The sequence below is a fragment of the Aeromonas sp. s8 genome, from assembly GCF_040907785.1.
Taxonomy (GTDB): Bacteria; Pseudomonadota; Gammaproteobacteria; order Enterobacterales; family Aeromonadaceae; genus Aeromonas; species Aeromonas veronii.
Genome location: NZ_JBFOCL010000015.1, coordinates 200,842 through 226,372, shown reverse-complemented (window position 1 = coordinate 226,372; position 25,531 = coordinate 200,842). Strand labels below are relative to the sequence as shown.

Genomic DNA, 25,531 nt, shown 5'->3' with positions numbered 1-25,531 from the left:
TGGCTATCAGTGTTCGCCGATATAGACATCCTTGTTCTGCTCGCGGATCTCGAGGAACTTGTCCAGATTGGCCATCATCAGCTCGACCAGCTGGGGGTCGAAATGCTGCCCCTTCTCCTCTTCAATCAGGGCCAGCACCTTGTCCAGCGGCCACGCCTTCTTGTAGCAGCGATCCGAACCCAGGGCATCGAACACGTCAGCCAGCGCCACAATCCGCCCCTCCAGCGGAATATCGGCCCCCTTCAAACCGCGGGGATAGCCACTGCCATTCCATTTCTCATGGTGATTGCCAGCGATGGTGGCACCAATCTGAAACAGCGCCAGATCGCTGCCGGAGAGCATATCCTGCCCGAGCTGGGCGTGGGTTTTCATGATCTCCCACTCCTCCGGCGTCAGCTTGCCCGGCTTGTGCAAGATGGCATCGGGAATTCCCACCTTGCCAATATCATGGAGCGGCGAGGCACGTTTCACCAGCTCGCTCTGCTCTTCGCTCATGCCCATCAGGTGGCAGAACTGTTCGGTATAGAGCGCGACCCGTTTGACGTGCAGCCCTGACTCTTTTGAACGGGTTTCGACCAGTTCGCCGATGCGATAGATGATCTCCCGCTGGTTGTCGGCGATCACCTCATTGAGCCGGATATTCTCCAGCGCCACTATGATGTTTTCGGTAAACAGGGTCAGCAGACTGGTATCGATCTGGCTGAGCTGGCGGGTGGTCTCGATGTGGAACAGCAGGTGGTGGCGCGGATTCTGGCAGTAGAGCACCATCTGGGTGGCGTTATAGACGTTGCTGCGCTTGCTCATAGCCTGGCGCAGGATCTCCGGCGCTTCTGTAAGGAGCATGGCGGGATGGCCGGGGAGCAGGGGCTCCAATACTTGATCCTTCACCTCATAGGCGTATTGCTTGACGTCGTATATCTGGGTTTCCCCCAGATGGAGCAAGGCGCTGAGCTGCTCCTGGGCGCCTTCGACAAACTGGCGCAGGGCTCGTTTCTCAAAGATCCCCTTGGAGGCTTCGATGACTTTTTCCAGCCCCTGACGGTTGCTTTCCAGAGTGCGGATATCTCTATATGAACGCAGACTCGCACGCAGCAGGGTACGCAGCTTCTGGGAGGTGAGCTCGGTTTTATCCTTGTAGTCGTTGATGTCGTAGTTGGTGACCACGTCATCTTCCGGCGCCTGGCCGGGTTGGCCGGTACGCAGCACGATGCGTACCATCTTGTTTTGCAGATCTTCACGGACGTATTTGACGACATCGAGGCCGGCGTGGTCGACCTCCATCACCACGTCCAGCAGCAACAGGGCAACGTCCGGGGTGGTGGCCAGCAACTCTTTGGCCTGCGCCGCGGAATAGGCATGCAGAAAATCGATGGGGCGATTGTCAAACTCGAATTTGTTCAAGGTGATTTTGGTGATGCGATGCACTTCAGGCTCATCGTCAACAATCATCACCTTCCAGCCCGCTTGCTGTGCGTCGGGGAGGGAGAGATCGTCATCATCAATAATCAGGATCTGGTCATCCATCATACAATCCTGTTTGGCATCCTGTGCTTACATTAACTGCTTCACTAAGGATAGGAAACTTATTGGGAAATAAAATTTGATCTCGAAAAACTATGGTCGAAATAAGCAAATGGAACCCTTTGTAACTGTGGCGTTGTCCGGCTGCTTTCTTTGCCCAATCATGGAGCTAGCGTGCATAAAGCCTATTTTTGGATTGGGGTGTGTACGCCAGTAGTTGGGGATGTTTGAATCCAGTTTGTAGCTATTAGACGAGAAATAATCTTATTTGATAGTAATTCCTATTTGCGTGTAGCATGGGCGACACACTCAACGAGGAGCCCCATCGTGTCCCCATCTCTGCCTCCCAATCGTCCCCGTCTGCTGACTGTCAAAGCCATTACCCAGATCACCCCCCATTTGCGTCGTATCACCTTTGGTGGCAGCGAACTGGCTGACTATCCCTTTACCTGCGGTGGGGCCCATATCAAGGTGATGCTGGCCCAGCCCCATCAGGTAGAGCCGGTGCTGCCTTCAATGACCCCGAGCGGCCCGCGCTGGAGTGACCCGGCGGACAAGCCGGTGATCCGCACCTACACCATCCGCGCGTTTCGCCGTGATGAGCAGGAAATTGATATCGACTTCGTGCTGCACGGTGAAGGCGGGCCCGCCAGCGCCTTTGCTACCCATGCCAAGCCGGGAGAGAAGGTGATCCTCTCCGGGCCGGGTGGCCCCAACCCCATGCTGCAATCGGCCGAGCATTACTGCCTGGTAGGGGATCTCACCGCCTTGCCCGCCATCATGGCGATGTGTGAGGTGATGCCTGCCGAGGCCAGAGGGGAAATTGCGATTCTGGTGCCGGATCAGGCCGATGCTCAGCCGTTGACACTACCGGTCGGGGTGCGCTGTCACTGGTTTGTCGGCGAGCCCGAGTCCAGCGGCCTGCTGGAGCATGTGATTGCTCTGCCGCTGGTGCGCGATGGTGGCTTCTTCTGGCTGGGTGGGGAAGAGGCGCTGGTGCTGCCGCTGCGCCGCCATTTTCGTTCCGTGCTCGAGGTGGATCGCCAGTCGCTCTACGCCGTGCCGTACTGGCGCCGGGGCAAGAGTGAAGAGGCCTATCACCAGACCCGTCACGATGTGATGGATAATTAAGCGGATGCGAAAGAATACCTGATTCATCCTTGCAAATAAAAATGATTTGCATTTAGTATTGCGCCGTCTGGGTATTCGTCCGGGCGGCGTTTTTATTTCCGTTGACACAAGAGTGCCCTGTTTTCACGTCGGTTTGGCTGCATGTTGTCAGACCCAACGCAAGGAGTCGTAAAGGGTGGTTAAGTACCAGACCCCTCTGTTCTGGCTGGCATTGTTCCTTCTCTGCACGCTGTTTTGCCTCTCGCTCGCCACCGGTGCGGGTGTTTATGGTGCCCGCGAGGTGTTCGGCTACCTTATGGATTACACGCCTTGGGCGAGTGACGAGAAGCTCGCCATGGTGCTCAATACCTTGCGACTGCCGCGCACCCTCTGCGCCATGGTGGTCGGCGCCTCTTTATCTCTAGCGGCCTCCTTGTTGCAGAGCGCGACCCGCAACCCGCTGGCGGAACCCGGTCTGCTCGGGGTCAACGCCGGGGCCGTCTTTGCGCTGGTGGTGGGGCTTACCTGGTTCGGGGTGGAGTCCGCCTATGGCTATCTGCTCTGGGCCGGACTCGGTGCGCTGCTCGGCAACGTGATTGTGCTGGGGCTCGGCATGATGATTGGCCGCTCCAACCCCCTCAAGCTCATTCTGGTCGGGGTGGCGCTCTCCGCAACCTTCGGCGGTCTCTCCAGCTTTTTGCTGCTCTCCAACAAGATGGTGCTGGAGCAGTACCGCTTCTGGAACCTCGGCTCCCTGTCGGCGGCCAATCTCGATGCCATCATAGCCGTACTGCCCTTCGTGCTGGCGGCGTTTGTCATCACCTTGCTGCTCTGTCGCCAGCTGACCCTGATGCAGATGGGGGACAGTCAGGCCCAGGCGCTGGGGATCCGTCCAAACCGGGTGCGAATTGGCGTGCTGCTGGCCGCCACCCTGTTTACCGCCAGTGCCATCGCCATCGCCGGCCCCATCGGTTTTGTCGGCTTTCTGGCCGCCTACTGTGGCCGACTGGTGGAACCGGTAAAGCTGTCGGTGCAGGTCTGTTTCTCCGCCCTGTTCGGCATGCTGTTTCTGCTGTTGGCCGACATTCTGGCGCGCTGGCTGATCCAGCCGTTCGAGTTGCCAAACGGGGTCATTCTGGCCCTGATCGGTGCACCTGTGCTGATCGCTATTGTCCACCGCGGGGGCTTTCGTACCCTGCTGACCCTCAAGTGAGGGGCTGATGCGTACACCTACCGATATGCTCTGCCTGCGGGCCGGCAACCGCTCTGTGCTGATCCATCTGCCCAGCTGGCGCTGGCTGGCTCTGCTGGCCATGGCGTTGCTGGCGCTGGCTCTGCTGGCCCTGAGCGTTGGCGGCGGCAAGCTTGGCTTGGCCGGGGTGGTCAACACCCTGCTGGGGGAGGGGACCCGGCTTGAGCAGCTCACCCTGTTCAAGATCCGGCTGCCGCGCATCCTTGGGGTGGTGGTGGCGGGGGCGGCCATGGGGCTCTCCGGCTGTCTGGTGCAGACGTTGGTGCGCAACCGGCTGGCCACACCCGACATGGTGGGGGTCAACAACGGGGCCTCTCTGGCCATCATCGTCTTCTCCCTCTACCTGACCGTGGGCAGCTGGCCCTGGTGGGCGGCACCCATCGGCGCCATCTTCGCGGCGCTGGTGCTCTATGCCCTCTGCCGCAAACCGGGTGAGCAGGGCTATCTGTTCGTGGTGATCGGTATCGGCCTCTCCGAGCTGTTCGAGGCGCTCGGCCAGTTTGTGATGTCCACCCAGGCCCTGCTGCACCTGAGCTCTCTCTATCTGTGGAATATGGGCAGCTTTATCGCCGTGGGCTACAGCACCATCACCCCGATTGCCATCCTGTTGCTGCTGCTCTGCCCGTGGATCGTCTATCTCTCCCGCTCGCTGGCGGTGCTGCGCTTTGGCCCCGAGATGGCCAGAGGACTTGGCGTCAACGGCGATCGGGTGCAACTGGGCATTCTGGCCCAGGCCATTCTGGTGGCGGCGCTCGGCACCGCCATCGGCGGGCCCGTGGTCTTTATCGCCATGGCGGCCCCCATTCTTGCCTCCTGGCTGGTGAAAGACCGGGTGGTGCCGCTCTGGCTGGCTGCACTCAGCGGCGCCCTGTTGCTGCTTGCAAGCGATACCCTGGTTCGGGTGCTGGCCAGCCCCCACGAGGTGGCGACCGGCATCATGACCCGCATTCTCGGCGGCCTTTTGCTGCTGTTTCTTCTCGTTAACGATCGCCAGAGGGCTGACTGATGACGCTCACCGTAAATCGCCTCCATTTCGCCTATCAGCAGACCCCCATTTTGCGGGACATCTCTTTCAGCGTGCCGAGAGGCAAGCTGGTGGGGATCGTCGGCCCCAACGGCTGCGGCAAATCGACCCTGCTCAAGCTGCTATCCGGCCAGACGAAAGCCCAACGCGGCGAGATCCTGCTCAAAGGCAAGCCGCTTGCCAGCTACCCCATGAAGGGGTTGGCGCGGGAGCTCGCCTACCTGCCCCAGCGGCCAACCCTGCCTGCCGGCATTCTGGTGGAGCAGTTGGTGCAGTATGGCCGCCACCCCCATCAGGGCTGGTTCAATCAGTGGGGCGAGGAGGATGCCCGCATGGTGCGTAGCGCCTGCGAGCGGATGCAGCTTGAAAGCATCTGGCAGCAGAGCGCAGCGTCTCTCTCCGGCGGGCAGGCGCAGCGGGCGTGGCTTGCGATGATCCTGGCCCAGGACAGCGACATGGTGCTGCTCGACGAGCCCACCAGCGCCCTCGATATTGGTCACCAGACTGAGGTGATGGAGGCAATTCACCGCATCACCGCCGAGGGCAAAACCGTGCTGCTGGTGATCCACGATCTGGCGATGGCGGCCCGCTACTGTGACGAGCTGATCGCCATCGGCGAGGGGACCATTGCCGCCATGGGCCCGGCCCGGGAGGTGGTGACCAAGGATCTAATCGACCGGCTCTACCAGACCAGTGTTGACATTCTGCATGCCCCCGGCGACGGGGCGCCCATTATCGTGCCCCGTCGCCACGAACATGGCCGCACCCTGCGTTCGGTGAGTTGAGTCATATGGGCCTGTTCTGTGGGCCCACCGAGTGTATTCACGCGGCCGATTATCCGGGCCGTGCAACGAGAAGGAGTGAGATGATGAAGCGTTTTGCCGCCCTGGCAGCAGCCATCCTGATGCTGGCCGCGCCGCTGGTTCAGGCGCAAGAGATGCGTGAAGTGACCGATGCGTTTGGCCAGAAGGTGCAGGTGCCAGCCCAGCCAACGCGGGTGGTGGTGCTGAGCGAGCTCGAACTCGACAGCACCCTGACTCTGGGGCTGACCCCCATCGGCGCCGTCAATGGCCGTGGTCAACCCACCTTGCCCCGCTATTTGCTGAACAAGGCGGGCATGGGGATCCAGGTGATCGGCGATCTCGACAGCCCCAATCTGGAGTCGCTGATTGCGCTGGAGCCCGACCTTATCCTGACCGGCCAGACCCGTCCCGAGCTGCTGACCTTGCTGGGGGAGATCGCGCCGACCGTGGTGACCAGCAAGTGGGGTGAGCCGTGGCAGGATAGCTTCCGCCGCACCGCCCACACCCTCAACCGCGACCAGCAAGGGGATACTTTCTTGCTGCAGTATGCCGAGCGGCTGATTCAGGCCCGCAGCAAGCTGGCCAAGCATCAGGGGGAGAGCATCAGCATAGTGCGCTGGAACCCCAAGGGGCCGAGCTTTATGTATCAGGGCACCTTTGCCAGCAGCGTAGTGGAGTCGATGGGGTTGGTGCGCCCAAGCAAGCAGCAGGGTACCGGCGCGCCCCACTCACCGGCGCTGAGTCTGGAGTCCCTCAACCTGCTGGATGCCGACTGGCTGGTGGTCGGCACTCTGAGCGCCAGCGGTGATGCGGTGGATGCCATGCGTCAGGCGGAGCAGACCCCGGCGTTCCAGCAGCTGCCGGTGATCAAGGCCAAGCGCTTTGGCGCCGTGGACGGGTCGCTCTGGACCTCCAGCGGTGGCCCGCAGGCGGCCCTCAAGGTGATCGAGGATGTGGAGCAGTTGCTGGCAACCCGCAGCTGAGTGCCATGGGCACCAGAGGTTGATCCAACGAACAGGTTGAGCAAAATAAGAGGGAGGCTGATGCCTCCCTCTTGCGTTGTCACTGTCTATCGTGACCTCTTCGGCGAGCCAGAGCCGTTTATTGTGGTTGGATGGCTGTCACTGTGAGCTTGCCGCTCTGGCTTTCGGCATGAAAGTGGATGGCATCCCCCACCTTGAGCCCCTTGAGCTGGGCCGGATCGGCTACTCGAAAGACCATGGTCATGGCGGGCATCTTGAGATTCTCGATCGCCTCGTGCTTGATGCTGACTTTGCCGCTCCCCTCATCGAGGCGGGTAATGGCCCCCTTGGTCATCACCATTGCGTCCTGTTCGCTCATCTCACCCGTCTGACTCATCTCGTGCCCTTCATGGTGCATCATCTCTTCGGCTTGAAGGTTGGTCTGGGTGGCAAGGCCAAGCAGCAGAGTCAGGGTCAGCGTTTTGTAGTTCATGATGGTTTCCTTATCGTTCAGTCAATATGGATCGTGAAATCGGGTTATTCGGATTGTGGGTTCGCGCTCTTGCCAAGGCTGCGACTGCGCCACAGGTAATAGGCCGCTGGCAGCACCAGCAGGGTCAGTACCAGCGCGCTCACCATGCCGCCGATCATGGGGGCGGCGATGCGCTGCATCACCTCGGATCCGGTGCCGTGGCTCCACATGATGGGTAAGAGGCCGGCGATGATGGTGACCACCGTCATCATCTTGGGGCGCAGGCGCAGGGCGGCGCCGTGGATCACTGCCCGGTGCAGCCCCGCCTTGTCCGGCTTGCCACTGGCCACGAGGTCATCCCAGGCATGGTTGAGGTAGACCAGCATCAAGACGCCGGTCTCTACCGCCACCCCCGCCAGGGCGATAAAGCCCACCCCGACCGCCACCGAGAGGTTGAAGTCGAGCAGCCAGAGGGTCCAGATCCCCCCCACCACCGCCAGCGGCAAGGTGGTGAGAATGAGCAGCACCTCCTGAACGCTGCGAAAAGCCAGATAGAGCAGCAGCACGATAATGGCGACGGTTAATGGCACCACGTAGGCGAGGCGCGCCTTGGCCCGCTCCATGTACTCGTATTGGCCAGACCAGGTGAGGGCGTAGCCCGCCGGCAGCACCAGCTGCTTGCCCACCTCGGCTTTGGCCTCATCGACGAAGGAGCCGATATCGCGGCCGCGAATATCGACGTAGACCCAGCCGTTGAGGCGCGCGTTTTCACTGCGCAGCATGGGGGCTTCATCGCTGATGTAGACCCGCGCCACATCCGCCAGGGCGATGCGTGCCCCGCTCGGGGTCACCACCGGCAACAGCTCGAGGCTCGCCACCGAATCGCGATAGCTCTGGGGGTAGCGCAGGTTGATGGGGTAACGCTCGCGCCCCTCGATGGTCTGGCCCACCTCCATGCCGCCCACCGCGGTGGCGAGCACCGCCTGTACGTCGGCAATGTTGAGGCCATAGCGGGCCGCTTTCAGCCGGTCGATATCCACCTTCACATAGCGGCCACCGGCTACCCGCTCGGCGTAGACCGATGAGGCGCCCTCCACCTTGCCGACGATCTGCTCAAGCTGTTGGCCGAGCTGCTGGATCACCTTGAGATCCGGCCCCGCTATCTTGATGCCCACCGGGGTTTTGATGCCGGTAGCCAGCATGTCGATGCGGGTCTTGATGGGGGGTACCCAGGCGTTGGTGAGGCCGGGGAAGCGGATGAGGGAGTCGAGCTCCTCTTTGAGCTTCTCCGGGGTCATACCGGGGCGCCACTGATCCCGGGGCTTGAGCTGGATGCTGGTCTCCATCATCACCAGGTCGGCGGGGTCGGTAGCGGTTTCGGCGCGCCCCGCCTTGCCGAACACGTTCTGCACCTCGGGCACGGTACGAATGAGTTTATCGGTCTGCTGCAAGATCTCCCGCGCCTTGCCCACCGAGATATTGGCCGCTGTGGTGGGCATATACATGATGTCCCCCTCATCGAGCGGCGGAATGAACTCGGAGCCGAGGTACTTGAGCGGCCAGAAGCCCGCCACCGTCACTACGGCGGCGACAGCCAGAGTGGTTTTCGGACGGGCCAGTACGGCTTTGAGCAGCGGCACATAGCCCTGGCTCAGCCAGCGGTTCAGCGGGTTTGCCTGCTCCGCCAGCACCTTACCACGGATGAAGTAACCCATGATCACCGGCACCAGCGTGATGGCGAGCGCGGCAGCCGCCGCCATGGCATAGGTCTTGGTGTAGGCGAGGGGATGGAACATCCGCCCCTCCTGCGCCTCCAGCGCGAACACCGGCAGGAAGCTGATGGTGATGATCAGCAGGGAGAAGAAGATGGCAGGCCCCACTTCGATGCTCGCCTCGGTGATGATGAGCCAGCGGTTCTTGTCGGTGAGCGCCTCCCGCTCCATGTGTTTGTGGACGTTCTCGATCATCACGATGGCGCCATCCACCATGGCGCCGATGGCGATGGCGATGCCCCCCAGCGACATGATATTGGCGTTGATCCCCTGCAGGTGCATCACGATAAAGGCCACCAGAATGGCGATGGGCAGGGTAATGACCACCACCAGTGACGAGCGCAGGTGGAACAGGAAGGCCAGACAGACCAGCACCACCACGGCGAACTCCTCCACCAGCTTGCCGGAGAGGTTGTCGATGGCGCGCTGGATAAGGTCGGAGCGATCATAGACGGTGACGATCTCTACTCCTTCCGGCAGGCTGCTTTTCAGCTCCGCCAGCCGCGCCTTGACCCCGTCTATGGTGTGCTGGGCATTCTCGCCATAGCGCATGACGATGATGCCGCCCACCACTTCCCCTTCGCCGTTGAGCTCGGCAATGCCGCGCCGCATCTGGGGACCGGTGACCACATCTGCTACATCCCCCAGCAGCAGCGGGGCGCCGCGCACAGTGGTGCCGAGCGGGATCTGCTTCAGATCCTTGACGCTTTTCAGATAGCCGTTGGAGCGCACCATGTACTCCGCTTCCGCCATCTCGATGACGGAAGCGCCTGTCTCCTGATTGCCCTGTTTGATGGCGGTCTCGATAAGGGAGAGCGGGATGCCGTAGGCGCGCAGCTTGTCCGGATCGACCCGCACCTGATACTGGCGCACCATGCCACCCACGGTGGCGACCTCGGAGACCCCCTCCACCGTCTGCAACTCGTACTTGAGGAACCAGTTTTGCAGCGAGGTGAGCTGGCTGAGGTCATGCTTGCCGGTTTTGTCTACCAGCGCGTACTGGTAGACCCAGCCCACCCCGGTGGCATCGGGGCCGAGCTGGGGGCGGGCGGAGGCGGGCAGATTGGGCGCAACCTGGCTCAAATACTCCAGCACCCGGGCGCGGGCCCAGTAGAGGTCGGTGTTGTCGTCAAACAGCACATATACGAAGGAGTCGCCGAAGAAGGAGTAGCCGCGCACCGTGGTGGCCCCCGGTACCGCCAGCATGGCGGTGGTGAGCGGGTAGGTGACCTGATCCTCCACCACCTGGGGCGCTTGGCCCGGGTAGGAGGTCTTGATGATCACCTGCACGTCGGAGAGATCCGGCAGGGCATCCACCGGGGTTTGCTTGACCGACCAGAGCCCCCAGGCGGTGAGCATGAGGGTCAACAACAGCACCAGAAAGCGGTTGCCCACCGACCAGCGAATAATCGAGGGGATCATGGCTTGGCTCCCATATCGTGCTGGCTATGGTCCATGCCTTCCATCTCATCCGCTGCGGGTTTGGCTGAGTCGCCGATAGCGGGCGCTTGCTCCTGATGGATGGTAGTGATGCGGTACTCATCCCCCTCCTGCATTACCTGCAGGTGCAGGGTCTGCCCCTCGACCAGCTTGCTGATGTCGACCCCGTCGGCGACGGTGAACTCCATCTCCATGGCGGGCCACTGCCACTCGGGGATGGGCTGGTGGGAGACCATCAGGGTACGGTTGGCCAGATCGATGCTTTCAACCTCGCCCTGGGTCCACACCTGTGCAGGGCGCACTGCCGTCATACGCTGGAAGTCCGAATCGATGGCCGACTCGGAGTCGAGCAGGAACTGGGCTGAGCTGACTATGCTGTCACCCGCTTCCACCCCCGCCTTGATGGCGACCTTGTCGCCAAACTGGGGGCCGAGGGTGACGGCGACCGACTTGAAGTTGCCATCCCCCAGCGCCAGCACCAGCCGATCCTGACTGCCGGTGCGGATCACCGCTTCGCTCGGCACCACCAATTGCGGCTCTCCCTGCCCGGTGCGAATGCTCACCTTGGCAAACATATTGGGTTTCAAAAACTCGTCCGGGTTGTCAAAGCGCAGTCGCACCTTGAGGGTGCGGGTAGCTGCATCCAGTGTCGGGTAGAGGTAATCCACCTTACCTTGCCAACTGCGACCGGGGGCATAGTCGAGGGTCATGGTGACCGGATCCCCCACTTTCAGCTGGGCCGCCTGGCGCTCGAACACCTCGGCACTGACCCACACCTGCTTGAGGGTGCTGATGTTAAAGAGCGCCGCAGCGGGCTCCACATACTGGCCCTCGCGCACCTTGAGCTCGGAGACATAACCGTTGCTGGGGGCGTAAATGCTGATGGTTTCGCGCACCTGACGGGTGCGCTTGAGGGCTGAGATTTGATCTGCCGGTACCTGCAGGGACTTGAGCTTGCCCTCGGCAGCGCGCAGCAGCAGTGGGTTGGCCGTGTTGAGTGCCAGCAGGTATTCGTGCTGGGCGTTGACCAGATCCGGGGCGTAAAGCTCGTAAATAAGGCTCCCCTTGCTCACCTGCTGCCCCTCGCTTTTGATGGCGAGGGTGCGGATCCAGCCCGCCATGCGGGCGTTGATCGCCTCCAGCCTGTCCTCGTCATACCCGACATAGCCCACCGTCTCGATCTGCTGGTGGATAGGCAGCTTCTCCACTTTAGCCAGCCGCACCCCCAGGTTTTGCTGGATCTCGGGGCTGATGGTGACTGTGCCAGGTGAGCCGTTTTTTTGTTCCTCATAGACGGGGATAAAGTCCATCCCCATGTTGTCTTTGGCCGGGCCGTCGCGCTTGTCGCGGGGATCCATGGGGTTGACCCAGTAAAGGGGCGTCTTCTCTTTGGCACTTGCGCCATCGGAGGTCTGTTTGGCGGCCCAGTAGCCGCCACCAGCTCCAAGGGCAAGTAGCAGGGCCGACATCAGGACGGTCTTGTTCATGACTGGCCTCCGGCGCGGATCTGCATGCAGAAAGTGCAGGAGGATAAGGCGTCCGCGCAGGCAGCAACCTTGGACTGTGAAAAGTGGGCTGGTGACATAATACGTCTTCTCTTTTGCAGGCCGCCGGTCGGGTGAGGTGCAAGGCATCACCAAAGGGGCTGGCGGCAAACGGGGCGCAACTGTATCAGTGCGCACGGCTCCCTGTGAGCGGACCGGTTTGGCCGGGGCACAGGGTCAGGCAAGGCGGCAGAGAACGGGCAAGTTGAAGCTTGCCTGTGCCGCAAGAGAAGGACTTTCTAGTGGCGTAACACCGACAGCATCAGATGTCGGCGCGGCCAGGAGGGAGGGTGAGTACCGCGCGATCGCAGGAAGGGATCCCGCAACCAGTTATCAAGCAGTGACGCTGCGACGTTGTTGCCAAGTAGCAAGGGAAAGAGCAGCAGAGCGACCAGTACACCCAGCAGAGTCATCGCGCCGAAGGAGGGGGCATTGATGCCTGTCTGCATCTGGCACTCATCGCCCATGGCTGACCCCTCGTCTCCCTGATGGCAAGAGAGGGGCATGACATCGCCCGGGTGATCCATAGCAGGCATTGCATGAGAGATATCGCCATCCGCCATCGCCATGGATGAATCGAACATCACCATCGACTGGGCGCTGCTTGGGGTCGGCTCGGAGGAGAGGGGAGAACCATGCCAGCTGATGCAGAGAGTCAGATTGCAGACGAGCAGCAGCGCCAGCAATAGCCGGGCCAGAGCAACAGAGGGCAATCTTGCAGCAAGCTGGGTGAGTGACAATCCGAGCATCCTTAGGGGGGCAAGTTGCCAAACTCTAAACCTTGCTCGCACGAGAAGGTCAAGGCTTCTGCTGGCGCTGCTGCTGCAGGTAGAGGTCACTGTATTTTTCCAGCAATTGGTCTATCCATTGACTCATGCCGGGCGCTTGCAACATGGGCTCCAGTTGTTCGAGGGTGTCAAGATGGGGGGATTGCAGTGAAACAGAAATATAGAGCTCACCGCGCTGCAGTGGCCACTGCAGATCAGCCAGCCCGCTGTCCGGATAATTGTCGCTCAGAAACAGGCGACCGGAAGAGCGACCATAAGGAACGAAGTCGACCCGGTCACTGGCCAGCAGGCCAAATACCTGCTTGAGGGAGTTGACCCTGTAGATGCGGGTATTCTTTTGCAAAAAACCATCCATCTCGCTGCCAAGGCTGACGCCTATCATCATGGCGCCCCGCAGTCCGGTCAGATCCTCCCTTCGTTGCAGCAAGCGGCTGCCGGGTTGGCGCACGAATACCGCCATGTCATTGATGGCCATGGGGGTTCGGGTAAAGCGGGAGTAGTGCGCTCTCTCTTCGTTGCGCAGCGCACAGATATTGATGTCGACCTCTCCTTTCGCCACTTTCTGCTGACAGCGGGCCCAGGGGCCCACATAGGAGAGATCCACATTGAAACCCAACCGTTGATAGAGGGTACTGACGACTTCGGCACAAACGCCGATGATCTTGCCATCGCTCAGCCAGTTCCAGGGGGGATAATCGTGATGACCACAGGCGGAGAGGGTAGTGGTCGTCAAGGTCGTCGCGAGCCAGAGCTGAGCCAGCATATCCGGATCCTGTGCAAAAAAGTCTCGATGTGTGTCATTGAAGCACACCGCAGACAAAAAAATACCCCCGCACGGGCGGGGGTAGTTTGTTATCGGTGGAACGCCTGGGGAGAGCCTTACGGCTTGGCGCGCTTTTCCGATCCTCTCATGATGAGGCGGAAGAAAAGCGGGATAAAGAAGATGGCGATAAAGGTAGCCGCCAGCATGCCGCCGATGACCGGCCAGCCGAGGGCGTGACGGCTTGCCGCACCGGCCCCGCTGGAAGTGACCAACGGCACACAGCCGAGGATGAAGGCGAGCGAGGTCATCACGATGGGACGGAAACGCAGGCGCGCCGCCTCCAGTGCCGACTCGATGAGGCTCATCCCCTCTTCGTGCTTCATCACCGCGAACTCCACGATCAGGATGGCGTTCTTGGCGGCAAGGCCGACCAGGGTCACCAGCCCGATCTGGAAGTAGACGTTGTTGGTCAGCCCCACCAGCCAGGTGGCGAGCAGGGCACCGAACAGGGCGAACGGTACGGCGGTGATCACCGCAAACGGCAGGCTCCAGCGTTCATACTGGGCGGCCAGAATGAGGAAGATCATCACGATACCGAAACCAAAGGCCATACCAGCGCTGCCTGCGGCCGCTTTCTCCTGATAGGCTGAGCCGGTCCACTCCAGCTTGGCGTCGTTGCCAAGAGCCTCATTGGCGACCTCTTCCAGCGCGGCGATGGCTTGACCCGAGCTGTAGCCGGGGGCGGGCTGGGCCATGATCTTGGCGGCCTGGAAGATGTTGAAGCGTTCGACCAGTTCGGGGCCGGTGGCATCACGCACCGTCACCAGACTGCTGAGCGGGATCATCTCCCCCTTGTCGGAGCGGACATAGACGTTGCGGATGTCACTCTTCTTGGCGCGATAGTCTGCCTCGGACTGCAACTGCACCCGGTAGGTACGGCCGAACTGGTTGAAGTCGTTGACATAGACCTGGCCGAAGGTGGCCTGCATGGTGTCGAACACCGCGTTGATCGGCAGCCCAAGCGCTTTGGCCTTTTCGCGATCCAGGTCGAGATAGACCTGCGGCACGTTGGCGCGGTAGGTGCTGGTGACGCTGGCAAACTCCGGGCGCGCCTTGGCTGCTTCGAGGAAGCGCTGTACTTCGCCGGAGAAGGCCTGGGCGTTGCCGGTGCCACGGTTTTGCAGATAGGCCTCAAGGCCACCTGTGGTGGACATCCCCTGAATGGGAGGCGGGTTGAAGGAGGCTACAAAGCCATCCGCCAGCCCCATCAGGCTCAAGCCCTGGAAGGTCTTGGCCAGCGAGAAGGAGTCCTGCCCGGCCCCCTGACGCTCGCTCCAGTCCTTCAGGGTAATGAAGGTCATGCCGCTGTTGCTGATGATGGCATTGGAGAGAATGTCAAAGCCCGAGAAGGTGATCACATCCTTCACATGGGGGTTGGCCATGGCGATCTTGTCGAACTGATCCGCTACCGCCTGGGTCCGGCTCATCGCGGCGGCATCCGGCAGCATGACGGCGGAGATGAGGTAGCCCTGATCTTCGTTCGGTACCAGTTCGCCCGGCACTTTCAGGAAGAGGCCGTAGATGGAGAGGATCAGCACGGCGATGATGGCAAAGGCGACCCCCACCCGACGGTTCAGGAAGGCCACACCCCGTACATAGCCGCGGGTCAGCTGGTCAAATTTTTCGTTGAACCAGACGAAGAAGCGGGCGGGTTTGTGGTGTCCCTCTTTGAGCAACACGGCACAGAGGGCCGGGGAGAGAGTCAGTGCCACCAGACCGGAGATGGCGACCGAGACCGCGACCGTGATGGCAAACTGCTTGTACATCACCCCTGTCATGCCGCCCATAAAGGCGACCGGCAGGAACACGGCGCAGAGCACCAGCACGATGGCGACCACCGGACCGGAGACCTCCTGCATGGCGAGGATGGCAGCCTCTTTGGCAGAGCACTTCTTCTCGCTCATGATCCGCTCGACGTTTTCGAGCACCACGATGGCGTCATCCACCACGATACCGATGGCAAGCACCATGCCGAACAGGGTCAGCAGGTTGATGGAGAAACCGAGCACCAGCATGCCGGCGAAGGTCCCGATGAGCGACACCGGCACCGCGATACAGGGGATCAGGGTGGCGCGGAAGTTCTGCAGGAACAGATAGACCACCACGAACACCAGCACGATCGCCTCGAACAGGGTGTGTACCACCTCTTCGATGGAGATCTTCACGAACTCGGTGGTGTCGTAGGGGATCTGGTACTCGATATCCTGCGGGAAGCGCTCCTTGAGTCGCTCCATGGTGGCGTGTACCGCATCGGCGACCGCGACGGCGTTGGCGCCCGGCTGCAGATAGGTGGCGATACCGATGGCCGGTTTGCCGTTGGCGCGGGCGACCAGATCATAATCCTTGCCCCCCAGCTCGACCCGGGCGACATCGCGGACCCGGATCTTGGAACCATCGGGCATGGAGCGGACGATGATGTTCTGGAACTCCTTCACATCTTCAAGGCGCCCTTTGGTCTGCACCGTGTAGGTGAAGTCGATGGGGGCCGTGGTGGGCTGGGCACCGATCTTGCCTGCCGCGAACTGGGTGTTCTGCTCGCGAATGGCGCCAATCACGTCGCTCGGGGTGAGCTCGAGCTGGGCCAGTCGATCCGGCCGCAGCCAGATACGCATCGCATAGTCGGTACCGCCAAACAAGGTGGTATCACCGATGCCGGGAATCCGCTTGAGCTCGTCGATGATGTTGAGCAGGGCGTAGTTCGACAGATAGGTGGTATCAAACGAGCCGTTCGGTGACTGGAGGGTGACCACCTGCAGGATGGAGGTCGATTTCTTCTTGACCGTCACCCCCTGCTTTTTCACCTCTTCCGGCAGCTGGGCCATGGCGGCTGAGACCCGGTTGTTGACGTTGATGGTGGCCTGATCCGGATCGGTGCCGATCTCGAAGTAGACGTTGAGGTTCATCTGGCCGTTGGAGGCCGACCCCGACTGCATGTAGATCATCCGCTCGACGCCGTTGATCTGCTGCTCCAGCGGCGCTGCCACGGTCTGGGAGATCACCTCCGGGGTTGCGCCCGGATAAAACGCCGTGACCGAGACCACCGGCGGGGTGATCTGGGGATATTGCTCGATGGGGAGCGCCCGCATCGCCGCCAACCCGCCCAGCACGATAATGATCGAAATCACGCTGGCGAAGATGGGGCGTTCTATGAAGAACTTGGAAAACATACGGGCTCCTTACTTGGCCGCAGACTGGCTGACCACCTTGCCGGTGATCGCCTTCATCTCGTCGGCAGAGACAGGTTTTACCACGGCACCGGGGCGGGCCTTCATCAAGCCTTCGACGATATAGCGCTCACCTGCCTGCAGGCCGCTCTCGATCAGCACGCCGGAGTCGACTGCCGCGCCCAGGGTCACCGGACGGGGCACTACCTTGTTGTCGGCATCGACCACCATCACCATGCGGTCAGCCTGGGACTGGACGATGGCGCGCGGCGGCACCACGATGGCATTTTTGCGGGTGCCCAGATCGATGGTCATGCGGACAAACTGGCCGGGCAGCAGTACTCCGTCCTTGTTGTCGAAGATGGCGCGGGCACGGATGGTGCCGGTTTGGGGATCGACCCGGTTGTCGGAGAAGTTGAGCTTGCCCGCCTCCGGATAGAGGGAGCCATCGGCCAGACGGATATGGGTGCGCCAGGTGGTGGCATCCTTCGCCTCAATCACCCCTTTCTTTACCGAGTTTTCGAAGTTGAGGCGATCCTGCTCCGAGTAGGAGAAGTTGACGTAGAGCGGATCAAATTGGGTGATGGTAGTGAGCAGGCCGTTGTCGCCGCTGGTGGAGATAAGGCTCCCCTCGGATTGGGAGCTCTTGCTCGCCATGCCGTTGATGGGGGCGGTCACCTGGGTGTAGCTGAGGTTGAGCTCCGCCTCTTTCACCTTGGCCTGAGCGGCCTGATGGCTGGCGATGGCCGCTTCGTAGTTGGCGATGGTGTCGTCATAGTCCTTGCGACTCACCACCTGACGCTTGAAGAGGGGAATGATGCGATCCCGATCGGCACGGGCCTTGTTGAGACGGGCCTGCTCCTGAGCCAAGGTCCCTTTGGCCTGCTCCAGCGCCACCTTGTAGGGCTCCGGGTCAATCAGAAACAGCTCCTGACCGGCGGTAACCGGCTGGCCTTCCACATAAGTGCGCTTGAGCAGGATGCCACTGACCCGGGAGCGCACATCGATCTCGCGAAAACCGGCGGTCTCTCCCACCATCTCGGTGGTGAGCGGCACATCGGTCAGCTTGACCTCGGCGACCACCACAGGGACGGCGGGCATGGTCTGTGCCGTCTGGGTCGTCTCGCCGCCACAGGCACTCAGACCGCTGATCAGCGCCAGGGTCAGCAAGCTGCGTTTGTAAACCTCTCTTCCGGCATTGGACACCTTCATCATCACACTCCTGTTGGATCGATTTCGGCTGCTGCGTTCAGCATGTTTCTCCATACACATCATTAACTTCATGATTAAAAAAACAACTTCTTTATGATTGGAATGGGAGATGATAGGGCGGCAACCTTGAACACAACCTTCTCAAAGTGGCAATTAGGGTTGCCGATTGACGAAAAAAGTCTGACTTTTCCGATATGGGTGGGGGGCTTCGGGGATGTTCATCCCGGGCCAGGGCTCTTCGCAACCGTATCACGCCAGCCACTCCTTGCTGCAAAAAAATAAGGTGCCATAAGGCACCTTGTCTGGATGGGTTTTTTACGCCCTTTTATCGCCGGTAACCGCGAGCCGCTTCACAGTTTACGAATTCGTCGCGGCTCATCGGTTAATCTTGCGCCGCATCAGGCAAAGCAGGCCCAGATGGGGGCGTGGTCGGAGGGTTTCTCGATGCCGCGCAGCTCGTAGTCGATACCGGTCTCGGTCACCTTGTCCTTGAGGGCGTCGGAGGCCATGATGAGGTCGATGCGCAGGCCGCGGTTCTCGTCAAAGCCCTTGGAGCGGTAGTCAAACCAGGAGAAACGCTCGCACTCGGTGGGATTGGCGGCGCGGAAGGTGTCGGTCAGGCCGAACCCTTTCAGTCGCTCCATCCATTCGCGCTCGATGGGCAGGAAGGAGCATTTGCCATCCCGCAGCCAGCGTTTGCGGTTCGCCTCGCCGATGCCAATGTCGAGATCGGTGGGGGAGATATTCATATCCCCGATCAGCACCAGCTGGTCGTCCGGGGTGTGGTAGGTCTCGAGGTAGCGCAGCAGATCCTCGTAGAACTTCTGCTTGGCCGGGAACTTGGTCTCGTGATCCTGACTTTCACCCTGCGGGAAGTAGCCGTTCATCACCTTGATGAGGGAGCCATCTTCGCGCTCGAAGGTGGCCATGATCATCCGGCGCTGGGCCTCTTCGTCATCGGTGGGGAAGCCTTTCTCCACCTTGACCGGCTTCTGCTTGCTCATGATGGCGACCCCGTAGTGGGCCTTCTGGCCGTGAAACTCCACGTGATAGCCCATGGCCTCCACATCGGCCAGCGGGAATGCTTCATCGTGCACCTTGATCTCCTGCAGGCCGATCACATCGGGTTGGTGCTTGTCGATGATGGCTTGCAGCTGGTGCAGACGGGCGCGCAGGCCGTTGATATTGAAAGAGATGATCTTCATGTCCGGGATGCTCATGTCATTTTTATAAGTGGCTATTGGACTAGGAATCGGCGGTGGATGCAAGTTCGGGGGCTGTGACTGGTGCAGCTGCTTGGTAACCTGTTCACGATCCGTCGCGAGAGGTTGTCAGCAAGGTGAAGCGCAGCGCAGGAACCGGATTGTATATGTATACATGAGGATTCCGAGCAGCACATGAGCCTTGATCACAGCCTCGCAGTAGGATCGTGGACAGGTTTTTAGCGGGTCATCTTCTTGACGAAAACCACCACAAACAGCGCCAGCGTGAAGCTGCCGGTAAAGGCTTCAAAGGCGGCGAAGATCCTGGAGAGCCCGACTGGAGTGAAGTCGCCGTACCCCAACGTGGTGAAGGTGACCACGCTGTAGTAGAGGCATTCGAGCAGGAAGATGGCATTTTGCTCGAGCGGGGCACCGGGTTGGTAGATCAGGTGCTCGCCCTGAAAATGCAGTCCGCAGAAGAAGTAAAAAATGCTGCAGATAAAGATGAGCAGCAACGAGAAGAGCACCACCCGCATCGGGGCCTCGCCATAGCCGCAGAAGAGATCGACCACCCAGGAGGTAAAACGCTGGGTCGACCAGAACGGCAGTTGCAGGCGGCGCATGGTGAGCTCCTGCTGGATATAGTTGCCGGACATGGTGAAGATCCCCTGTGCCTCGGAGGCTTTGCGCAGATCCCGGTAGGTCTCTTCCGCCTCCTTGAACCAGATGCGAGCCTGTTTGGGATCCCGTTCGCGGCGCCCCTTGCGATCCTGCATCACCCGTTTGCCGGTCTGCATGTTGTCGAGCCGGGTGTTGTGCCAGCGGATGCCGAGCAGGTTGACGTCATCGAGGGTGGCGCACTGGAGGTTGGCATCACTGAGATCGGCCTTCATCAGGCTACCGCCCTTCATGCGCAGGCCGTAGAGGTGACCACCGCGCAGGTTGGCGCGATAGAGGTTGCACTGCTCCAGCAAAAATCCCTGATCGGACTCCTTGTTGACCAGATTGAGGCCCGCCAGATTGGCCCGTGACAGCTGCAGGCCGTGGCAGAGTCCGCCTGCGCGAACGTACTGTTCAAGCGCCTCGGCGGTGTGGGCTTCCTGATGGGTATGGTGGGGATCATGCCAGTGGCAGAGATCGTGCTCGCCAGCCTCTTCACTGCAGTGGCGGCCATCGGCCACCAGATAACGACACATCGCCATCTTCGTTTCCCTCGCATTGCCGAACTGGTTTCAGCATAGGCGGGGAAAGGGGGGCGCGGCGGGGTCTTAGCTGAACTGGTTGAACTCCTGACGCAGCTTGCGAAAACGCTCCTGCTGGGCCGGGTTGAGGGGGATGCCGTCGAGCACGTCCAGGGTGTCTTTGCACTCGGCACCAAATTCCGGACTCTTGCGGTTTTTCTGCATCAGTTGCAGCAGCACCTGGATCTTGTTGAGAGCCGCACCGGTATTGGCGGGAGCGCGGCGCAGGGCCTCGCGAAAATGGCCGAGGGCCTGCTCCAGCTCGCCGCTCTGATAGGCCTTGATCCCCAGATCGTTGAGCTGCTGGTAGCGCTGACGCCGCTCCAGCACCGTCTTGTCATCCCGGGTTGCCTGAATGCAGGTGGTGAGCAGCCGATCTTCGTCCTCCGCCAGCAGCCCTTGCAGGCTTTCGGCATATTCAAACTCGCCGAGCTGGTAGAGGGCGAGGATGGTCTCGCCAAGCAGGGCGGGGGGCATGGTGGCCGGTTCATCGAGCCAGTTCTGATTGGCGCGATAGAGCATCTTCTTGCCCTTGAGCAGCTCCCCCAGCGCAATTTGCACCCGGGCCTGACAGATCTGCTCGAACACCGGGTAGTTGAACTCCGACATCATCAACGAATCGCGGATGCGCGACAGGGCAGAATTGACCTGCTTTTGCAGGTTGGCGATGTGGTAGCTGTCGTTACTGTTGAGGGCGTAGAGGGTCAGGGTCTGGATATAGGCCCCCAGATAATGGGGCGTGCGGTGGATCGAGTTGCGCGACAGGTCGATCAGCGACATCAGCACATCCTTGGCCTGGGCGTAGTCGTGGCGCTGCAGGCACACCTCCGCCAGCCGACGGGAGAGTTGCACCGACTGGGGAGAGATATCCACCGCCCGTCTGAGCTCCTGCTGCGCCTGCTCGTCATTGCCAAGGGCCAGCAGGGATTCTGCCAGCCAGAGGTGAGCCTCCACCATCAGCGGGGTATTTTTGAGGGTCGCCTGCAGATGGCTGACCGCCTCTTCGTGGAGCCCCAGGGTGTTGCAGGCCTTGCCCAGTGTCAGGCGGGCCCAGCTGTTCTCCTGCCCGGCCAGTAGCTGGCGCATCAGGGCGCGTGCCTCCTGCGCCTGACCCAGCTTGAGGTGGGTATCGGCCTGCAGGCAGCGGCAATAGTTGGCAAAACGGGGTACCGCATCGGCCCGCTCGGCACAGGCGGTAATGAGGGCTGCCAGATTGTCATCGGCCAGCGCGGTAAAGACGCTGGCCAGCGCATTGCGCCGGGCGAGGGCACGCTTCAAGCGAAACGAGAACTGCTCCTGAGAGAAGGGCTTCATCAGGTATTCGTCGGGCTCGGCTTCCAGCGCGCTCAGTACCATGGCGCGGGAGCTGTCGCCACTCACCATGATCACCACGCTCTGGGGCGGGATCAGGTCTTTGTCGCGCAGGCTTTCGAGCAACTGGCGGCCATTCTCGCCAACCCCCAGATCGTAATCGATGAGATAGATGTCGAAACTGCCCTTCTGGCAGCGGCGCCGCGCATCCTCGGCGGTATTGGAGTAGGTGATGTTGCTGATACCCAGATTGAGCAGCATCGCCTTCATCATCACCTGAAACGAGCGCTGCTCATTGACCATCAGAATGCGTTGTGGCTTGGCTGGGCTCTTTTTTTCTGGCTCTTGTTCAGGTGTCTGCATCTGTCTGGGTCGAGGCGCTACGGGCTGATGGGAGAAAGTGTGCCACCAAAGCGCCCGAAGAGGCAATTGGCCAAGTTGTCGATTGCGAACCATCTCCGTTTGTCCGCCTTTTGCCCGCGCTGAGTGAAAGAAAAAGGCCCTGTTGCCAGGGCCTTGAACTCACCGTTTTTTCTCTGCCAGATAGGGAGCAAATTGCGGTGTGTACTCGGCCTTGAACCCCTGTTCGGTCTTGATGATGAGATAGACCGCCAGCTGGTGCTGCTTGGCAAATGTCATCCCCGCTTCAGGCCCCATCACCATCAGCGCGGTATCGAGGGCATCGGCCTCCAGCGCCGTCGGGGTGATGACGCTGGCGGAAACCAGCTTGTGGGTGACCGGCTGGCCGGTGGCGGGGTCGATGATATGGGAGTAACGCTGGCCATCGAGCTCGTAGTAGTTGCGATAGCTGCCTGCAGTGCTGAGTGCCATGCCGTTGGGGATGACGATATCGGAAAACGCTCCCGGCTGTTCGGAGGGTTCGACGATGGCCACTTTCCATGGCGAGCCCTTGCTGTTGTTGCCCTTGCTGCGCACCGCACCGGCCACTTCGATCAGGTAGTTGTGTACCCCCTTGCCCTCGAGCAGGGCGGCGATTTCATCCGATGCCGCCCCTTCGCCGAGAGTGGAGAGGTCGAGATAGAGGTCCGGGATCGTTTTTTTGAGCAGGAAGTGATCACCCTGCGAGGTCAGGGTCAGCTTGTCGATCCCCACCTTGTGGCGGGCGGCGGCGATGGCCGCCTCATCGGGCCGCTTGACCGGCCGTTTGTCCGGACCAAAGCCCCACAGATTGACCAGTGGCCCCACGGTCACATCCAGCTTGCCGTCGGTCAGCTTACCGGCATCCATCCCCTGCTGGACTATGATGGCCATGGCGGGTGGGATGGCAAACGGGGTGTTGGCGGGCCCCTGATTGAAACGGGATATGAGCGAGCCCGGATCGTAGGTGGAGATCTCCTTGTTCATCCGGGCCAGCAGGCTCTCCACGTCGCTTTTGAGGGCGGGCTCCCCACCGGGGTAGCTATCGCTCAGGGTCACCACATAGTAGGTGCCCATGGTCTTGCCCTGAATACGGGTCTGGGCAGGCGGGGTGGGCTGGCAGCCGGCCAGCGCCAGCAGCAGGGTTAGCAGCAGGCCGCGCAGGGCCGCCACGGGGGTTATCGCAATCATCCGGCGCTCTCATCTGGAGAAGGTTCATATCGGGGCGCTAGCTTAGCCAAGGGGCGCCCTTCGGGCGAGCCCTGATAGGGGCAATCGGAGGGAAAAGGGCAGAAAAAATTAAACAGTTTTGAACCTGTGGCGGGAGCGGGTCGTATCGTCCATCCGTGAGGGAGATAGTGGCGAGTAGAGCACCGTCTGGTGACCTGGCCCGCAGCTTTGGCCAAAAGCCATAGCCGATTGAAGACAATTGAGTAAAATGAAGGTCGATTTAGACGGCATCTTTGCGAAGCGTTAACCGCATCCGCCAAGTCGTTGCCATCCATTGCCAATCAAAGGAGAAGATGATGAAAAAGGCGATTACCCTGCTGTTTCTGAGTACCCTGGCTGCCCCCGTGCTGGCGGATGAGTGTGCACTGGTCATCGAAGGCAATGATGCCATGCAGTACAACCTCAAAGAGATGAGCGTGCCGGCCACCTGCAAGGAGGTGACGGTCACCCTGAACCACACCGGCAAGCTGCCCGTGACCGCCATGGGTCACAACTGGGTGCTGGCCAGCACCGCCGACTATCAGACCGTGGCGACTGCCGGGATGAGCGCCGGGGCCGAGAACGGCTATCTGCCCAAGGATGATCCCCGTGTGCTGGCTCATACCAAGCTGATCGGCGGCGGCGAGAGCAGCAGCGTCACTTTCAAGACCGACGGTCTGGCGGGCAAGGATCTCACCTTCTTCTGCTCCTTCCCCGGCCACTTCGCCATGATGAAGGGCTCCTTCAAGGTCAACTAAGGTGCTGACTGGCACAAGCCGGTTGCCTCAATAGCAAAAGCCGGGATTGCCCGGCTTTTTCATCTCTGCTGTTTGTGTGTATGGCGTGGCATGACTGCACACCGCCGACTTTTGCGCTATTTGGCCTGCAGGGTAAAGAAGGCGATGGCGGTCTTCTTCTGGCATTCGAAGTGAATGCTCTCTTCCCCGGTCACCACCAGCGTCTCGTTGATAGCCACCTCTTTGCCCTGCACGGCCAGCTGGCCGCTCAGCAGGTGACAGAGGTAGGTCTTCTCTGGCTCGAGGGTAAGGGTCAGCGGGAAGGGGAGGTTCAGTACCCGCACGTTGGCGCTGATGCGATCCGGATGGTAGATAAGCCCCAGATCGGTCACCTCTTTTTTCAGCAACTCGCAGTGGGTCTCCTCATCGCCGCTAAAGTGCGCCGCCTCGAAGGTGGCGTAGGGGTGACCGTTGAGCACAAAGCCAGCCCCGCTCACCGGCAGCAAAATGCGCTGATAGCCGGGAAAGGGGGAGAAGGGACCTGCGCTCTTGATGGGGGCCAAGCTCAGTCGATAGTCAAAGTCGAGTTTGGCAAGGCTGCTCCCCTTGGGGGAGATGAGGATCTGGCTGGTGGTGCCCTGCTGGTTTTTCCAGGGCATCTTCTGGTGGGCAGACTCTTTAATCAGGGTGATCACGGGCACTTCCTCACGATAAAAAAACGCAGGGAGCCGGGGACATCAGCCCCGGCTCCCTGATAGAGATTGGCGATGGTAAAGGCGATCAGCCCTGACAATCCAGTGCTGCCAGCCGCGCTTCCATGGCGGCGAGACGGCTCTTGAGCTCGTTTACCTCCTGCTCCAGCTCGCTCAGACGGTCGGCGGCAGGGGAGGCATAGGCCGCGGCGGGAGCGGCATCTATCATCGCCTGAATATCCACTTCGCCGCTAAACAGGTGGGCGTAGCGGGATTCGCGCTTGCCCGGCTCGCGCGGCAGCTTGACCACGTAGGGGCCACGCTCGATGAGTTGGGTCAGTACCGCATCTACCTCGGTGACATCATCGAAGCTGCAGAGTCGGTTGGTGCGCGAGCGCAGCTCCCCCGGGGTTTGCGGGCCGCGCAGCAGCAGTTCGCAGACGATGCCAAGCTCCTGGGCACTGAATTTCAGCTCGCCAAATTCGGTGTTGCAGAATCTGTGCTGATAGCGGGGCACCCGGGCGTTGAAGCCTGCAGTGTTGACCACCAGCCGCTTGCGGATCAGCTCGTCCACCACGGCGCGGATATCGAGCTCGGAGAGCTCCAGCACCGGCTCGCGGTTGCTCTTCTGGTTGCAAGCGTTGACCAGTGCATTAAGGGAGAGGGGATATTGATCCGGGGTGCAGATCTCTTTTTCAATCAGACAGCCGATGACGCGGGCTTCCAGCGGGCCAAGTACTAACTCCATTTCCTACTCCCTTCCAAATCGAGACATCAAGAGCCCCTATCTTAGTCATGGTCCGCGCCGCGTCTAGCGTTGCGCGCCATTTTTGCGAGCTGATCAGGGCGTTGGCGAAAGGCTCGCCAACGCCAC

Annotated in this window: 20 protein-coding genes; 6 read left to right on the top strand and 14 right to left on the bottom strand. The window is 60.8% G+C overall.

Translation table 11 applies throughout. The features are described from left to right. Positions 1-6 precede the first annotated feature (6 nt). Positions 7-1,524 carry an HD domain-containing phosphohydrolase gene (locus AB5Y86_RS04945; protein WP_042055501.1) on the bottom strand — a complete coding sequence of 506 codons (1,518 nt, stop codon included), beginning with the start codon at positions 1,522-1,524 and terminating at the stop codon, positions 7-9. Positions 1,525-1,848: 324 nt separating this feature from the next. Here AB5Y86_RS04945 and AB5Y86_RS04940 point away from each other — a divergent pair, with 324 nt between their 5' ends. The 5 genes from AB5Y86_RS04940 (at position 1,849) to AB5Y86_RS04920 (ending at position 6,693) form a co-directional block, all read left to right on the top strand. Continuing rightward, positions 1,849-2,652, top strand: a complete 804-nt coding sequence (locus AB5Y86_RS04940) for a siderophore-interacting protein (RefSeq protein ID WP_368192290.1) — start codon at positions 1,849-1,851, stop codon at positions 2,650-2,652. Between the two features lie 175 nt (positions 2,653-2,827). Next, entirely contained in the window at positions 2,828-3,844 is a 1,017-nt protein-coding gene (locus AB5Y86_RS04935; RefSeq protein WP_368192289.1) for a FecCD family ABC transporter permease, read from the top strand. Positions 3,845-3,851: 7 nt separating this feature from the next. Continuing rightward, positions 3,852-4,889 (top strand): iron chelate uptake ABC transporter family permease subunit, encoded by a 1,038-nt coding sequence (locus tag AB5Y86_RS04930; RefSeq protein WP_236362036.1) that lies wholly within the window; start codon positions 3,852-3,854, stop codon positions 4,887-4,889. Continuing rightward, positions 4,889-5,692 (top strand): ABC transporter ATP-binding protein, encoded by an 804-nt coding sequence (locus AB5Y86_RS04925; RefSeq protein ID WP_368192288.1) that lies wholly within the window; start codon positions 4,889-4,891, stop codon positions 5,690-5,692. Before AB5Y86_RS04930 ends, AB5Y86_RS04925 begins: the two co-directional genes overlap by 1 nt. An 83-nt stretch (positions 5,693-5,775) precedes the next feature. Continuing rightward, complete coding sequence (locus AB5Y86_RS04920; RefSeq protein WP_368192339.1) at positions 5,776-6,693, top strand: ABC transporter substrate-binding protein; 918 nt, start codon at positions 5,776-5,778, stop codon at positions 6,691-6,693. Positions 6,694-6,811: 118 nt separating this feature from the next. Here AB5Y86_RS04920 and AB5Y86_RS04915 read toward each other — a convergent pair whose 3' ends face one another. From AB5Y86_RS04915 to AB5Y86_RS04865, 11 genes are all read right to left on the bottom strand, one after another. After that, complete coding sequence (locus AB5Y86_RS04915) at positions 6,812-7,165, bottom strand: copper-binding protein (protein ID WP_368192287.1); 354 nt, start codon at positions 7,163-7,165, stop codon at positions 6,812-6,814. A gap of 44 nt (positions 7,166-7,209) precedes the next feature. Next, positions 7,210-10,338, bottom strand: a complete 3,129-nt coding sequence (locus AB5Y86_RS04910; protein WP_368192286.1) for an efflux RND transporter permease subunit — start codon at positions 10,336-10,338, stop codon at positions 7,210-7,212. Then, a complete protein-coding gene (locus AB5Y86_RS04905) occupies positions 10,335-11,843 on the bottom strand; it encodes an efflux RND transporter periplasmic adaptor subunit (protein WP_368192285.1) in 1,509 nt (502 codons plus the stop codon). The genes AB5Y86_RS04910 and AB5Y86_RS04905 overlap by 4 nt, the downstream gene beginning before the upstream one ends. Positions 11,844-12,139: 296 nt before the next feature. Then, complete coding sequence (locus AB5Y86_RS04900) at positions 12,140-12,640, bottom strand: hypothetical protein (protein WP_088869352.1); 501 nt, start codon at positions 12,638-12,640, stop codon at positions 12,140-12,142. Positions 12,641-12,698: 58 nt separating this feature from the next. After that, a complete protein-coding gene (locus AB5Y86_RS04895) occupies positions 12,699-13,451 on the bottom strand; it encodes a substrate-binding periplasmic protein (protein WP_368192284.1) in 753 nt (250 codons plus the stop codon). A gap of 116 nt (positions 13,452-13,567) precedes the next feature. Next, positions 13,568-16,678 (bottom strand): efflux RND transporter permease subunit, encoded by a 3,111-nt coding sequence (locus AB5Y86_RS04890; RefSeq protein WP_368192283.1) that lies wholly within the window; start codon positions 16,676-16,678, stop codon positions 13,568-13,570. 9 nt (positions 16,679-16,687) lie between these two features. Then, positions 16,688-17,887 (bottom strand): efflux RND transporter periplasmic adaptor subunit, encoded by a 1,200-nt coding sequence (locus AB5Y86_RS04885; RefSeq protein ID WP_031227697.1) that lies wholly within the window; start codon positions 17,885-17,887, stop codon positions 16,688-16,690. 398 nt (positions 17,888-18,285) lie between these two features. After that, positions 18,286-19,092, bottom strand: a complete 807-nt coding sequence (gene xthA, locus AB5Y86_RS04880) for an exodeoxyribonuclease III (protein ID WP_368192282.1) — start codon at positions 19,090-19,092, stop codon at positions 18,286-18,288. Positions 19,093-19,328: 236 nt separating this feature from the next. Then, on the bottom strand, positions 19,329-20,291 hold the full coding sequence (locus AB5Y86_RS04875) for an ion channel (protein WP_005353221.1): 963 nt from the start codon (positions 20,289-20,291) through the stop codon (positions 19,329-19,331). Between the two features lie 66 nt (positions 20,292-20,357). Then, positions 20,358-22,004, bottom strand: coding sequence for a tetratricopeptide repeat-containing response regulator (locus tag AB5Y86_RS04870; protein ID WP_005361691.1), 1,647 nt, complete (start codon positions 22,002-22,004; stop codon positions 20,358-20,360). A 159-nt stretch (positions 22,005-22,163) separates the two neighbouring features. Then, the gene (locus AB5Y86_RS04865) at positions 22,164-23,210 is read right to left on the bottom strand and encodes an FAD:protein FMN transferase (RefSeq protein ID WP_368192281.1); all 1,047 of its coding nucleotides are present in this window, start codon (positions 23,208-23,210) and stop codon (positions 22,164-22,166) included. Between the two features lie 335 nt (positions 23,211-23,545). On the opposite strand from AB5Y86_RS04865, the gene azu reads away from it, so the two are divergent. After that, positions 23,546-23,986 (top strand): azurin, encoded by a 441-nt coding sequence (azu, locus tag AB5Y86_RS04860; RefSeq protein ID WP_005337768.1) that lies wholly within the window; start codon positions 23,546-23,548, stop codon positions 23,984-23,986. A gap of 116 nt (positions 23,987-24,102) precedes the next feature. On the opposite strand, the gene AB5Y86_RS04855 is transcribed toward azu, so the two are convergent. After that, entirely contained in the window at positions 24,103-24,660 is a 558-nt protein-coding gene (locus AB5Y86_RS04855) for a HutD family protein (RefSeq protein WP_368192280.1), read from the bottom strand. Positions 24,661-24,745: 85 nt separating this feature from the next. Beyond that, positions 24,746-25,405 (bottom strand): YceH family protein, encoded by a 660-nt coding sequence (locus AB5Y86_RS04850; RefSeq protein ID WP_368192279.1) that lies wholly within the window; start codon positions 25,403-25,405, stop codon positions 24,746-24,748. Positions 25,406-25,531 lie beyond the last annotated feature (126 nt).

Excerpts from the sequence above, each read along its gene's own strand:
- AB5Y86_RS04890 (WP_368192283.1), bottom strand. The coding sequence starts at position 16,678 with ATGTTTTCCAAGTTCTTCATAGAACGCCCCATCTTCGCCAGCGTGATT.
- AB5Y86_RS04895 (WP_368192284.1), bottom strand. The coding sequence starts at position 13,451 with ATGCTGGCTCAGCTCTGGCTCGCGACGACCTTGACGACCACTACCCTC.
- AB5Y86_RS04875 (WP_005353221.1), bottom strand. The coding sequence starts at position 20,291 with ATGGCGATGTGTCGTTATCTGGTGGCCGATGGCCGCCACTGCAGTGAA.
- AB5Y86_RS04865 (WP_368192281.1), bottom strand. The coding sequence starts at position 23,210 with ATGATTGCGATAACCCCCGTGGCGGCCCTGCGCGGCCTGCTGCTAACC.
- AB5Y86_RS04850 (WP_368192279.1), bottom strand. The coding sequence starts at position 25,405 with ATGGAGTTAGTACTTGGCCCGCTGGAAGCCCGCGTCATCGGCTGTCTG.
- AB5Y86_RS04905 (WP_368192285.1), bottom strand. The coding sequence starts at position 11,843 with ATGAACAAGACCGTCCTGATGTCGGCCCTGCTACTTGCCCTTGGAGCT.
- AB5Y86_RS04945 (WP_042055501.1), bottom strand. The coding sequence starts at position 1,524 with ATGGATGACCAGATCCTGATTATTGATGATGACGATCTCTCCCTCCCC.
- AB5Y86_RS04920 (WP_368192339.1), top strand. The coding sequence starts at position 5,776 with ATGAAGCGTTTTGCCGCCCTGGCAGCAGCCATCCTGATGCTGGCCGCG.
- xthA (WP_368192282.1), bottom strand. The coding sequence starts at position 19,092 with ATGAAGATCATCTCTTTCAATATCAACGGCCTGCGCGCCCGTCTGCAC.
- AB5Y86_RS04915 (WP_368192287.1), bottom strand. The coding sequence starts at position 7,165 with ATGAACTACAAAACGCTGACCCTGACTCTGCTGCTTGGCCTTGCCACC.
- AB5Y86_RS04910 (WP_368192286.1), bottom strand. The coding sequence starts at position 10,338 with ATGATCCCCTCGATTATTCGCTGGTCGGTGGGCAACCGCTTTCTGGTG.
- AB5Y86_RS04870 (WP_005361691.1), bottom strand. The coding sequence starts at position 22,004 with ATGCAGACACCTGAACAAGAGCCAGAAAAAAAGAGCCCAGCCAAGCCA.
- azu (WP_005337768.1), top strand. The coding sequence starts at position 23,546 with ATGAAAAAGGCGATTACCCTGCTGTTTCTGAGTACCCTGGCTGCCCCC.
- AB5Y86_RS04885 (WP_031227697.1), bottom strand. The coding sequence starts at position 17,887 with ATGAAGGTGTCCAATGCCGGAAGAGAGGTTTACAAACGCAGCTTGCTG.
- AB5Y86_RS04930 (WP_236362036.1), top strand. The coding sequence starts at position 3,852 with ATGCGTACACCTACCGATATGCTCTGCCTGCGGGCCGGCAACCGCTCT.
- AB5Y86_RS04925 (WP_368192288.1), top strand. The coding sequence starts at position 4,889 with ATGACGCTCACCGTAAATCGCCTCCATTTCGCCTATCAGCAGACCCCC.